The organism is Vibrio sp. JCM 18905, assembly GCF_055393305.1.
Genome location: NZ_AP043880.1, coordinates 732921 through 745522, shown reverse-complemented (window position 1 = coordinate 745522; position 12602 = coordinate 732921). Strand labels below are relative to the sequence as shown.

The 12602-nt window shown below is 45.2% G+C and carries 9 protein-coding genes; 2 read left to right on the top strand and 7 right to left on the bottom strand.

Going from position 1 to position 12602, the window contains the following annotated elements:
- Positions 1-38: 38 nt before the first annotated feature.
- The 3 genes from ACZ5ZC_RS20215 to ACZ5ZC_RS20205 form a co-directional block, all read right to left on the bottom strand.
- Positions 39-809 (bottom strand): ABC transporter permease, encoded by a 771-nt coding sequence (locus ACZ5ZC_RS20215; protein WP_114323617.1) that lies wholly within the window; start codon positions 807-809, stop codon positions 39-41.
- Positions 810-1727 (bottom strand): ABC transporter ATP-binding protein, encoded by a 918-nt coding sequence (locus tag ACZ5ZC_RS20210; RefSeq protein ID WP_005396713.1) that lies wholly within the window; start codon positions 1725-1727, stop codon positions 810-812. It lies immediately after the preceding gene.
- 253 nt (positions 1728-1980) lie between these two features.
- Entirely contained in the window at positions 1981-3651 is a 1671-nt protein-coding gene (locus ACZ5ZC_RS20205) for a SulP family inorganic anion transporter (RefSeq protein ID WP_046875129.1), read from the bottom strand.
- Between the two features lie 277 nt (positions 3652-3928).
- Here ACZ5ZC_RS20205 and can point away from each other — a divergent pair, with 277 nt between their 5' ends.
- The gene (gene can, locus ACZ5ZC_RS20200) at positions 3929-4597 is read left to right on the top strand and encodes a carbonate dehydratase (protein WP_005379996.1); all 669 of its coding nucleotides are present in this window, start codon (positions 3929-3931) and stop codon (positions 4595-4597) included.
- Positions 4598-4674: 77 nt separating this feature from the next.
- Here can and hpt read toward each other — a convergent pair whose 3' ends face one another.
- Complete coding sequence (hpt, locus tag ACZ5ZC_RS20195) at positions 4675-5205, bottom strand: hypoxanthine phosphoribosyltransferase (protein WP_005379995.1); 531 nt, start codon at positions 5203-5205, stop codon at positions 4675-4677.
- Between the two features lie 318 nt (positions 5206-5523).
- On the opposite strand from hpt, the gene opaR reads away from it, so the two are divergent.
- Complete coding sequence (opaR, locus tag ACZ5ZC_RS20190) at positions 5524-6138, top strand: transcriptional regulator OpaR (protein WP_031780576.1); 615 nt, start codon at positions 5524-5526, stop codon at positions 6136-6138.
- A gap of 145 nt (positions 6139-6283) precedes the next feature.
- On the opposite strand, the gene lpdA is transcribed toward opaR, so the two are convergent.
- The 3 genes from lpdA to aceE all read right to left on the bottom strand — a co-directional run bounded on the left by lpdA (position 6284) and on the right by aceE (position 12575).
- A complete protein-coding gene (lpdA, locus tag ACZ5ZC_RS20185) occupies positions 6284-7711 on the bottom strand; it encodes a dihydrolipoyl dehydrogenase (RefSeq protein ID WP_005379993.1) in 1428 nt (475 codons plus the stop codon).
- 267 nt (positions 7712-7978) lie between these two features.
- A complete protein-coding gene (aceF, locus tag ACZ5ZC_RS20180; protein WP_464932227.1) occupies positions 7979-9892 on the bottom strand; it encodes a pyruvate dehydrogenase complex dihydrolipoyllysine-residue acetyltransferase in 1914 nt (637 codons plus the stop codon).
- 19 nt (positions 9893-9911) lie between these two features.
- Complete coding sequence (gene aceE / locus ACZ5ZC_RS20175; RefSeq protein ID WP_005396679.1) at positions 9912-12575, bottom strand: pyruvate dehydrogenase (acetyl-transferring), homodimeric type; 2664 nt, start codon at positions 12573-12575, stop codon at positions 9912-9914.
- Positions 12576-12602 lie beyond the last annotated feature (27 nt).

Below are 12602 nucleotides of genomic sequence, written 5' to 3'. Positions count from 1 at the left end.
GCAGCATGATTCGCTGCTCTTTGTTGTGTGGGAGAGTCTTAGCTTCTTAGCCCAATACCTTTCGTTACTAAGTAATGAGCAACGGCATACAACGCTAACACAAACACCGCAAGCACACTGAATGAAGTGACAATACCCACATCCGATACGCCTAAAAAACCATAACGGAACGCATTCACCATGTAGACGATTGGGTTAATCTTAGAGACACCTTGCCAAAATTCAGGCAGTAAGCTGATGGAATAAAAAACACCCCCCAAGTAGGTTAACGGGGTCAACACAAATGTAGGAATGATCGAAATATCATCAAACGTTTTTGCATAGACCGCATTGATCAACCCGCCTAGAGCAAATACAACGGATGTCATGAAGACGGTTGCAACAATAATGCCCCAGTGTTCAACTTGCAGATCCACAAACAATAGAGACACACAGGTAACAATAGCGCCTACTAACAAACCTCGAGTCACACCGCCCATTACGTATCCAGCAATAATCACGTAATTTGGCACCGGTGCCACCAGCAGCTCTTCAATGTTCTTCTGTAGTTTTGCACTAAAGAACGAAGACGCCACATTCGAGTATGAATTGGTGATCACCGACATCATGATCAAACCTGGAACTATGTACTCCATGTAGCTAAAGCCGCTCATCTCACCGATTCGAGAGCCAATAAGATTACCGAAAATAATGAAGTACAGTGTCATTGTGATAGCTGGCGGTACTAAAGTTTGCACCCAAATACGCGTAAAACGGGTGATCTCTTTGCTCAGCAAGCTACGAAATGCCGTCCAATATAAACCGTACATTTACTTACTCCCTTCTCTTACAATGCTGACAAACAACTCTTCCAGTCGGTTGGCTTTGTTACGCATTGAAAGAACTTTAATACCATGCTCTGTTAACTGACTGAACACTGAATTCAATCCTTGGCTTTTATCTAGCTCTATCTCTAAAGAGCCATCAACAATACTTTGTCGATTGACGCCTTCAAGCTCAGGCACCTCGCCTTCAGATTCAATGTCTAGGATAAATGTCTCGACGCTTAACTTACCTAGCAACGCCTTCATGGTGGTGTTTTCAATCAACTCACCCCGGTTGATAATGCCGATATTTCGACACAGCATCTCCGCTTCTTCGAGGTAGTGCGTCGTCAAAATAATCGTAATCCCTTGCTCTTGGTTGATCTCTTTCAGAAATTCCCACATTGAGCGGCGTAGTTCAATGTCCACCCCAGCCGTTGGTTCATCCAAAATGAGCAACTGCGGTTCGTGCATCAAAGCTCGGGCGATCATCAAACGGCGCTTCATCCCGCCAGATAAATTACGGGCACGCTCTTTACGTTTTTCCCATAAATCGAGTTTTTTCAGGTACTTTTCAGCTCGTTCTTTGGCTAATACTTTAGACACACCGTAATAGCCCGCTTGCTGCATCACGATTTGTTCAACAGTTTCAAACTGATTGAAGTTGAACTCTTGTGGCACCAAGCCTAAATTCTGTTTGGCCAATTCAAGGTCGGTATCAATGTCATAACCGAAAACTTTCGTCGTCCCAGAAGTTTTGTTCACTAAGGAGGAGATGATGCCAATCGTGGTCGATTTTCCTGCACCATTGGGACCCAGAAGCGCGTAGAAGTCACCCTTTTTCACTTGGAGACTAATACCTTTTAACGCCTCAAAGCCACCTGCATACGTCTTGCGCAGCTGTTCAATTTCTAATGCGTACATAAGGTCGTGATTGCCGTTTGTTTGTGATTACTAATACCGACTCGATGTTTATCAGCGGTTTACTACGAAATCGCCTTGGGTATTGTACTGGAGGTCCATCAGTTTATCGTTGAATAACGATGATTACAATTAAACCTTTCGATAATATTGGAAATATAGTCCTTATCAACGTAAAGGTTATCTGCAAGTAAGGCAAAAGTTAGGGAACAAAAAACGCAACAAAGTGCTGTTGCGTTTTTAACGATCAGAGTGATTACGCCGTTATACGCTGATACTGGTCCGCCTCGACATGTGCTACCGCCGCATTTAATGCTTCATAACGGAATTGGTACATATTGTCATTCGGGACAAGATCAATGACGTGGAACTTTTCTAGCTGTTCTCGCGTGCGCTCATTTGGACACAACAAATACACGGCACAATTAGCATCGAGCGCATCTTTAATCGCGTTTTCTAACGCTAAACCGACAGTAACATCAATCATAGGTACATCGGTAAGATCGAGAATCATCACATCATAATCCGAAATACTGGAGTGCTGGCGTGAAATGGCTTTAGAAACACTGAAGATCATTGGACCCGAAAGATAAAAGAACAGTACTTTGCCATTGGCGCGATCCAGCAAGCCACGCTCGCTGTCAGTTAGCGGCACATCGTCTTCATCCGCGTCACTGATCGCTTTCACTTGCCTCGCCTGTTCTCGGCTCAGACGCTCAATGATAATAATGTTGGAAATAAAGACGCCCAAGCCCACGGCAACGATAAGATCAACAAACACTGTGAGCAACATAACGCCATACATTACCGCCATTCCGGAAAAGCTAACCTTGTGTGCTCGTTGAATAAAACTCCAATCCAAAATGTTAAAGCCGACATATACTGCAATGCCAGCCAACACAGCCATTGGGATCGGCTCCGTTAATCCACCAGCAACCAATACGACCAATGCAAGCATAAGTGCACGAATCACACCGGACAATGGCGAACGAGCCCCAACTTGAATGTTAGTCACCGTGCCCATCGTTGCGCCCGCGCCAGGTAGTGCACCGAACAAGCCTGAGATCATGTTGGCAAGACCTTGGCCTCGCAGTTCTTTGTCTGAGTCGTGCTCTTTACGAGTCAAGGAGTCACCGATAACCGCCGTCAACAAAGTATCGATACAACCTAAGGTGCCGAGCACCAACGCATCAATAACCATCTCAACAAACATATCTGGATCAATATGAGGCGCAACGAGAGAAGGCAATCCTGCCGGGATTTCACCGATACGACGAATATCTTCCGTATCGAAGAGCATCACAGACAACAAAGTCACCGCAACCAACGCCACGAGTTGCGCTGGTACATATTTTCGATACTGCTTAGGGAAGAAAAAGAGAATACCCAAAGTTAGTAGACCTAAAAACAGTTCACTGAACTTAAGGTTAGAAATGGTCTCCGGCAAAGCAGATAATGTTCCGAGCACTCCTCCAGAAGGAGCAGCATGCCCCATCAAAGGTGATAGCTGCAAAATGATAAGAATCACGCCAATCCCTGACATAAAGCCCGAAATCACGCTATAAGGCATCAAGGTAACGTATTTACCCAGTTTTAACGTCCCTAATAGGATTTGGAACGCGCCAGCCATCATAACAACCGTGAAGGTCATGGCCATGCCCGTTTCTGGATACTTCGCCATCATACTGGTTAACACAGCGGTCATGATTACCGTCATTGGCCCTGTTGGTTCTGATATTAACGTATTAGAACCACCAAACAACGAAGCAAACAAACCGACCATTATTGCGCCCCAGAGGCCTGCTTCTGCCCCTGCACCGGATGCAACACCGAACGCTAACGCCAAAGGAAGAGAGATAATCGCCGTGGTTACCCCGCCAAATACATCCCCTTTGAAATTAATATCTTCAAAACGACTACCGAACACTGCTGATTTCCCTGCATTCAATTTTAAAAAGTAAAATGTCATTACTTTAACGAGCCAGGCGAAAATTTAAACCATAAATAGATTAAGGCTAAATTCACACCACAAATAATTAGGCCTAATTTTACGTTTTTATTGATGAAAACTAGTCAGATGAGTCCTGTCTGACGAATATTTAACGGGATCGAAATTGTAACATTGTGTATAGTTACAACACTGATCGCTTGCATGTTCATATAAGCGGCAGCGCTTTTGTCTTTTAAGGGAAGTAGTTTGCAAGATGCCGGAAATTAAACAGTTATTTGAAAACAATTCAAAATGGTCTCAAGAGATCAAATCTGATCGACCTGAATACTTCGCAAAACTCGCAGAGGGTCAAAAGCCCGATTTTCTCTGGATTGGCTGTTCTGATAGCCGTGTCCCTGCCGAGCGACTAACCGGACTATACTCGGGTGAACTATTCGTTCATCGGAATGTTGCAAACCAAGTCATCCATACTGATCTCAACTGTCTGTCCGTCGTTCAATACGCCGTAGACGTTCTTAAGGTTAAGCACATCATTGTCTGTGGACACTATGGCTGTGGTGGCGTAAACGCTGCCATTGATAACCCTAAGCTAGGTCTTATTAATAATTGGCTGTTACATATCAGAGATATCTATTTCAAACACCGCACTTACCTAGATCAAATGCCGCAGCAAGATCGAGCGGATAAACTAGGCGAGCTTAATGTCGCAGAGCAAGTGTACAACTTGGGTAACTCAACCATCCTGCAAAACGCTTGGGAGCGTGGGCAAGATGTTGAAATTCATGGCGTGGTATACGGCATTGAAGATGGTCGTTTAGAGTACTTAGGCATTCGTTCTAACTCTAAGGAAACCGTAGAAGCGTCTTATCAGAAAGCCCTTTCGACGATTCTAAATACAGACAACAAGCTGCTTTGTCGCTAAGCTACATCTAAAAATTGAACAAAAAACGCCCATCTGAGATGGGCGTTTTTTTATATTTTTAATGCTGCTCTCAATGATTATTCTTGAGGTACAACTTTACCGATGTATGGTAAGTGGCGGTATTTCTGCGCGTAATCAATACCCACACCAACGACAAACTCATCTGGGATTTCAAAACCAATCCAATCCACAGGAACATTCACTTCACGACGAGATGGTTTATCTAGGAGCGTACAAATCGCGATAGACTTCGGCTCACGCAGTGATAAGATCTCACGGATTTTATTTAGTGTGTTACCTGTATCAATGATGTCTTCAACAAGCAAAATGTCTTTGCCCTTGATGTCATCATCCAAATCTTTCAAGATACGAACGTCACGTGAACTTTCCATTGTGTTGCCGTAGCTTGACGCTGTCATAAAATCAACTTGGTGAGTCAGTTCGATAGCACGTGCCAAGTCTGCCATAAATACAAATGAGCCACGCAATAAGCCTACCAACACAAGATCTTCACTACCTTGATAACGCTCTGTAATTTGTTTGCCTAATTCACGAACTCGTTCCTGAACTTCTTGCTCAGAAATCATGACTTCTATTGTATGTTTCATACTGTGCTCAATCTAATTTGTGGGTTGAGGTAAGTCGCACGCAAACGATCACCTAATCTTACGGCGTGTAGTGTATCACCACGTTCATTGGGTTGAAAGTCACATCCTGTTGCCAAAAAATCTTGGAAGAAGGTCTTAGTTTTATAAAGTTCATAGCTAATTTTATCAATAATAATGACATTACTGTATATAAATTGTTCTACAGATGTTGACCTTGTTGATATGCACCATTACACTCATCACTGCTTTAAGCAACTATTAAAATAATCAATTAGGGGGTTACCCCCAATATCAACTCAAATGGCAAGGAAAATGGATATGGACTCAATTGCAAAGAGACCTAGAACTAGGCTTTCCCCGATTAAGCGTAAGCAACAGTTAATGGAAATCGCATTGGAAGTGTTTGCGCGCCGCGGCATCGGTCGTGGTGGTCATGCAGATATCGCAGAAATTGCTCAAGTTTCTGTGGCGACCGTTTTTAACTACTTCCCGACTCGTGAAGACTTAGTGGATGAAGTACTCAATCACGTCGTACGTCAGTTCTCGAACTTCCTATCGGATAACATTGACTTAGACCTACACGCGCGTGAAAACATCGCCAATATTACTAATGCGATGATCGAGCTTGTCAGCCAAGATTGTCACTGGCTAAAAGTTTGGTTCGAGTGGAGTGCTTCAACACGTGACGAAGTATGGCCATTGTTTGTTTCAACTAACCGTACTAACCAGTTGCTGGTACAAAACATGTTCATTAAAGCGATTGAACGTGGCGAAGTGTGTGATCAGCACGATTCAGAACACTTGGCAAACTTGTTCCACGGTATTTGTTACTCACTGTTTGTCCAAGCGAACCGTGCAAAAAGTGAAGCGGAACTTAAGCACCTTGTTAGTTCATACTTAGACATGCTTTGCATTTACAACCGTGAACACTAAAGCTTAACTCGCAATATATGTCAGCCCACCGTTTGGTGGGCTTTTTATTGTCTGCTGTCAGCCGAGCACAAGTTTATATTCCTACCTAACAAACATAAAAAAACCGCTGCAATGCAGCGGTTTCTATCATTAAGTCAGAAAAAGCTTACTTCTTCTTAACTGCTTTTTTGTTTGGCAGGTCAGTGATTGAACCTTCAAATACTTCAGCAGCTAGACCTACAGACTCGTGTAGAGTTGGGTGAGCGTGGATAGTCAGAGCGATATCTTCTGCATCACAGCCCATCTCAATTGCAAGGCCGATTTCACCAAGTAGTTCACCACCGTTAGTACCAACGATAGCACCACCGATTACGCGGTGAGTTTCTTTGTCGAAGATTAGCTTAGTCATACCGTCTGCACAGTCAGATGCGATTGCACGACCTGATGCTGCCCATGGGAATGTCGCCACTTCGTACTTGATGCCTTCTTCTTTCGCTTCTTTTTCAGTCTTACCAACCCAAGCTACTTCTGGCTCAGTGTACGCAATTGAAGGGATAACTTTAGGGTCGAAGTAGTGCTTCTTACCAGAGATAACTTCAGCAGCTACGTGACCTTCATGCACACCTTTGTGAGCAAGCATTGGTTGACCAACGATATCACCGATCGCGAAGATGTGAGGAACGTTAGTACGCATTTGCTTATCAACGTTGATGAAGCCACGCTCGTCAATTTCTAGACCCGCTTTTTCACCGTCGATTAGCTTACCATTTGGTACACGACCGATAGCTACTAGAACCGCATCGTAACGCTCAGCTTCAGCTGGCGCTTTCTTGCCTTCCATTGAAACGTAGATACCGTCTTCTTTTGCTTCAACTGCTGTTACTTTCGTTTCTAGCATTAGCTTGAACTTGTCTTTGATACGCTTAGTAAATACTTTCACGATATCTTTGTCTGCTGCAGGAATTACCTGGTCAAACATTTCAACAACTTCAACTTTAGAACCTAGAGAGTGGTAAACCGTACCCATTTCTAGACCGATGATACCACCACCCATGATAAGCAGTTTTTCTGGCACTTCTTTTAGTTCAAGAGCGTCAGTAGAGTCCCAAATACGTGGGTCTTCATGCGGGATAAATGGCAGTTTGATTGGACGAGAACCAGCCGCAACGATTGCGTTGTCAAAGTTAACAACTGTTGGCTCACCTTCGCCTTCTACAAGGATAGAGTTAGGGCCAGTGAACTTACCGTAACCGTTAACTACTGTTACGTTACGCATCTTAGCCATGCCGCTTAGGCCGCCAGTTAGTTGGTTAACAACTTTTTCTTTCCAGATGCGGATTTTGCTGATGTCTGTTTGAGGCTCACCGAACACAACGCCGTGGTCAGCCATCGCTTTCGCTTCTTCAATTACTTTAGAAACGTGAAGCAGTGCTTTAGATGGGATACAACCCACGTTCAGACATACACCGCCAAGCGTGCTGTAACGTTCAACTAGTACAGTTTCAAGACCTAAATCCGCACAACGGAATGCAGCGGAGTAACCAGCAGGACCAGAACCAAGTACAACAACTTGGGCTTTAATTTCTTTGCTCATTTTGACCTCTTGTAGTCATTATCCCTAACAGGCTGAGTGGGTATCGATTTTTTATGTTTAAGAGAGATTTGTTTTAAACAGTTATTTTCAGACCGCTAACAGTTTACAGAGATGTTAATGGTGTGAAAAGTAAATCAATTTAGCCTGTGAGCTAGACAACAATTCGATTGTGAAAACCCTGAACGAAGCAAGGCTGATAACCAAATTGTCGGTAATTATGATTAGCAGAGGCGGCTAAGTTGCCGCCTCTCATTCATCTAATTTCTATTACAGAACTAGACGACGAATGTCAGATAGACATGAGTTTAGGTAAGTGATGAAGCGCGCACCTTCAGCACCATCGATCACACGGTGGTCGTATGATAGAGATAGTGGAAGTTGTAGACGCGGTTCAAACTCTTTACCGTTCCATACCGGTTTCATCTCTGACTTAGACACACCTAGGATACCAACTTCTGGCGCGTTTACGATTGGAGTAAACGCAGTACCGCCGATACCACCTAGGCTAGAGATAGTGAAACAGCCACCTTGCATGTCAGCCGCAGTTAGCTTACCAGCACGTGCTTTCTTAGAAACCGCCATTAGCTCTTCAGATAGCTCGTAGATGCCTTTCTTGTTCACGTCTTTAAATACAGGAACAACTAGACCATTTGGTGTATCTACCGCGATACCAACATTCACGTATTTCTTCAGAATTAGGCTCTCACCGTCTTCTGATAGAGAAGAGTTGAACGCTGGGAACGCTTCAAGCGCTTTAGCTACCGCTTTCATGATGAACACAAGTGGCGTGATCTTCATGCCAGTGTCTTTCTTCGCTTCAATCGCGTTTTGCTCTTTACGGAATGCTTCAAGAGCCGTGATGTCTGCGTTATCCCACTGTGTAACGTGCGGGATCATTACCCAGTTACGGTGTAGGTTTGCACCAGAGATCTTCTTAATGCGAGATAGCGGTTGAACTTCTGTCTCACCAAACTTGCTGAAGTCCACTTTTGGCCATGGTAGTAGACCAAGAGCCGCGCCGTCGCCTTTGCCAGATGCTGCTGCACCTGCACCAGACTCAAGACGCTTAAGTGCATCTTTCACGTAAGCTTGAACGTCTTCTTTTAGGATACGGCTCTTACGACCAGAACCCTTAACCTTAGATAGGTTAACGCCAAATTCACGCGCTAGACGACGAACAACTGGAGACGCGTGAGCGTACTCGTCGTTTTCTTTGAAATCGCCAGTCGCTGCTGGAGCTGCTGCCGCTGGAGCTTCTGCTTTAGGAGCCGGAGCGGCAGGTGCTGCTGCTTGAGCTGGAGCCGCTGCTGGAGCTGGAGCCGCTGCTGGAGCTGGAGCTGCGCCCGCCACTTCGAATACCATGATTAGTGAGCCAGTAGACACTTTGTCGCCAGCTGCAATCTTGATTTCTTTAACCGTACCAGCAAATGGTGCAGGAACTTCCATAGAAGCTTTGTCACCTTCAACAGTGATTAGAGATTGCTCTTCTTCCACTGTGTCGCCAACGGCAACCATGATCTCAGTAACTTCAACTTCGTCGCCGCCGATATCTGGAACGTTCACTTCTTTTGCCGCAGACGCTGCTGGAGCTGCTGCCGCAGGAGCTTCAGCTGCCGCTGGTGCTACTGGAGCGCCTGAACCTGCTGTTTCGAATACCATGATAAGTGAGCCAGTCGATACTTTATCGCCAGCTGCAACTTTGATCTCTTTTAGCGTACCTGCGAATGGCGCTGGAACTTCCATAGAAGCTTTGTCGCCTTCAACAGTTAGAAGAGATTGCTCTTCTTCGATGCTGTCACCAACGGCAACCATGATTTCAGTAACTTCTACTTCATCACCACCGATGTCTGGTACGTGAACTTCTTTTAGTTCTGCTGCCGCTGCTGCTGGAGCTGGAGCTGCTGCTGGAGCTGCTTCTGCCGCAGGAGCAGGTGCAGCTCCAGCTGCACCCTCGGCTTCGAAAATCATGATTAGAGAACCAGTAGAAACCTTGTCGCCTTCTGCAACTTTGATTTCTTTAACGATACCCGCTTGAGAAGCAGGAACTTCCATAGAAGCTTTATCGCCTTCAACTGTGATCAGAGACTGCTCTTCTTCAACCTTGTCGCCAACGCTTACAAGAATCTCAGTAACTTCAACCTCATCCGCACCGATGTCTGGTACATTAATTTCGATTGCCATTTCTTATCTACCTTCTTAATTAAGCGTATAGCGGGTTTGTTTTCTCTGTGTCGATGTCGAATTTCTTAATTGCTTCTGCAACTACAGATTTCTCAACTTCGCCACGTTTCGCTAGTTCAGTTAGCGCTGCTACTACTACGTAACCTGCGTTCACTTCGAAGTGACGACGTAGGTTTTCACGGCTGTCTGAACGACCGAAGCCATCAGTACCAAGAACTTTGAAAGACTCAGCAGGAATGTATGCACGAACCTGCTCTGCGTAGTTCTTCATGTAGTCAGTTGCTGCGATTGCAGGCTCAGTACCCATTACTGTTTGGATGTAAGGTACTTTCGCTTCCGCTTCTGGGTGAAGCATGTTGAAACGCTCTGCATCTTGACCATCGCGAGTTAGTTCGTTGAATGACGTTACAGAGTAAACATCAGAAGCAACACCGTAATCTTCGCTTAGGATTTGAGCTGCTTTACGTACTTCATTCATGATAGTACCAGAGCTCATTAGCTGAACTTTCGCTTTGTCGCCAGTGTAAGTTTCTAGCTTGTAGATACCTTTACGGATGCCTTCTTCAGCGCCTTCTGGCATTGCTGGCATTGCGTAGTTTTCGTTCATTAGCGTTAGGTAGTAGAACACGTTTTCTTGTTCTGGACCGTACATGCGACGGATACCGTCTTGCATGATTACTGCTACTTCGTACGCGAATGTTGGGTCGTAAGAAATACAGTTAGGAACCGTACCCGCCAAAATGTGCGAGTGACCGTCTTCGTGCTGTAGACCTTCACCGTTCAACGTTGTACGACCCGCAGTTGCACCTAGTAGGAAACCACGTGCTTGTTGGTCACCAGCCATCCACGCCATGTCGCCAACACGTTGGAAGCCGAACATTGAGTAGTAGATGTAGAACGGGATCATTGGTAGGTCGTTTGTCGAGTATGAAGTCGCAGCAGCAACCCATGAAGACATAGCACCTAGCTCGTTGATACCTTCTTGTAGAACCTGACCTGAAGTCGCTTCTTTGTAGTAAGAAACAACGCCACGGTCTTCCGGTGTGTAAGTTTGGCCGTGCGGGTTGTAGATACCGATTTGACGGAACAGACCTTCCATACCGAATGTACGCGCTTCGTCAGCAATGATAGGAACGATATTCTTACCAATGTTCTTGTTCTTAAGTAGAACGTTTAGCGCACGTACGAATGCCATAGTAGAAGAGATATCACGCTTCTGTTCTTCTAGTAGTGGCTTGAATTCTTCTAGCTCAGGAACGATGAATTCTTGAGTGAATTTTGGTAGACGCTGTGGTGTGTAGCCGTGTAGCGCTTTACGACGAGCGTGTAGGTATTCGTACTCTTTTGAACCTTCTTCAAGTTTCAGGTACGGAAGTTCTTTCACAGCTTCGTCAGTTAGGATGTCTTGTAGACCTAGACGATCACGTAGGTGTAGTACGTGAGTCATGTCCATCTTCTTAACTTGGTGCGCGATGTTCTTACCTTCAGCCGCTTCACCCATGCCGTAACCTTTAACAGTCTTAGCTAGGATTACTGTTGGACGACCTTTAGTTTCTGCCGCGTTTTTGTATGCCGCGTATAGCTTAGAAGACTCGTGACCACCACGCTTAAGTGCGAAGATTTCGTCATCAGTCATGTCAGCAACAAGTGCCGCTGTCTCTGGGTACTTACCAAAGAAGTGCTCACGTACGTACGCGCCATCTTTTGATTTGAATGTTTGGTAGTCGCCATCGATCGTTTCGTTCATAAGCTGTAGAAGCTTACCAGAAGTATCTTTAGCTAGTAGTGAATCCCAGTTGTTACCCCAGATTACCTTCACTACGTTCCAACCAGCACCTTTGAACAGACCTTCAAGTTCTTGAATGATCTTACCGTTACCCATTACAGGGCCATCTAGACGCTGTAGGTTACAGTTGATTAGGAAACATAGGTTGTCTAGTTTCTCACGCGCAGCGAAAGAGATAGCACCACGTGATTCTGGTTCATCCATCTCACCGTCACCTAGGAACGCGTAAACGCGCTGCTCTGAAGTATCTTTCAGACCACGGCCTTCTAGGTACTTAAGGAAACGAGCTTGGTAGATAGAAGCGATTGGACCTAGGCCCATCGATACTGTCGGGAACTGCCAGAATTCAGGCATCAGTTTAGGGTGCGGGTATGAAGGAATACCTTTGCCGTCTACTTCTTGACGGAAGTTGTCTAGCTGCTCTTCAGTTAGACGACCTTCAACGAATGCACGTGAGTAGATACCTGGTGAAATGTGACCTTGGTAGTAAACTAGGTCGCCACCGTCCTTCTCGTTCGGCGCACGGAAGAAGTGGTTGAAACATGTTTCGTAGAACGCAGCAGAAGACTGGAAAGACGCCATGTGGCCGCCTAGCTCTAGGTCTTTCTTAGATGCACGTAGAACGATCATGATAGCGTTCCAACGAATAATTGAGCGAATACGACGCTCAAGTGTTGTGTCACCTGGGTATGCTGGTTCTTGGTCTGCAGGAATCGTGTTGATGTAGTTAGTTGTGATACCTGTTGGCATATCAACACCGTCTAGACGTGCTTTGTCTAGAACTTGCTCTAATAGGAATTGAGCACGCTCTAGACCTTCTTCACGTACAACTGACTCAAGCGCTTGTAGCCATTCTTGAGTTTCCAGTGCATCTACGTCATGCTTCATATCAGACATGGCGATCTATCCTTCTGTTGGTTGGAT

Excerpts from the sequence above, each read along its gene's own strand:
- ACZ5ZC_RS20215 (WP_114323617.1), bottom strand. The coding sequence starts at position 809 with ATGTACGGTTTATATTGGACGGCATTTCGTAGCTTGCTGAGCAAAGAG.
- ACZ5ZC_RS20210 (WP_005396713.1), bottom strand. The coding sequence starts at position 1,727 with ATGTACGCATTAGAAATTGAACAGCTGCGCAAGACGTATGCAGGTGGC.
- can (WP_005379996.1), top strand. The coding sequence starts at position 3,929 with ATGCCGGAAATTAAACAGTTATTTGAAAACAATTCAAAATGGTCTCAA.
- hpt (WP_005379995.1), bottom strand. The coding sequence starts at position 5,205 with ATGAAACATACAATAGAAGTCATGATTTCTGAGCAAGAAGTTCAGGAA.
- opaR (WP_031780576.1), top strand. The coding sequence starts at position 5,524 with ATGGACTCAATTGCAAAGAGACCTAGAACTAGGCTTTCCCCGATTAAG.
- lpdA (WP_005379993.1), bottom strand. The coding sequence starts at position 7,711 with ATGAGCAAAGAAATTAAAGCCCAAGTTGTTGTACTTGGTTCTGGTCCT.
- aceF (WP_464932227.1), bottom strand. The coding sequence starts at position 9,892 with ATGGCAATCGAAATTAATGTACCAGACATCGGTGCGGATGAGGTTGAA.
- aceE (WP_005396679.1), bottom strand. The coding sequence starts at position 12,575 with ATGTCTGATATGAAGCATGACGTAGATGCACTGGAAACTCAAGAATGG.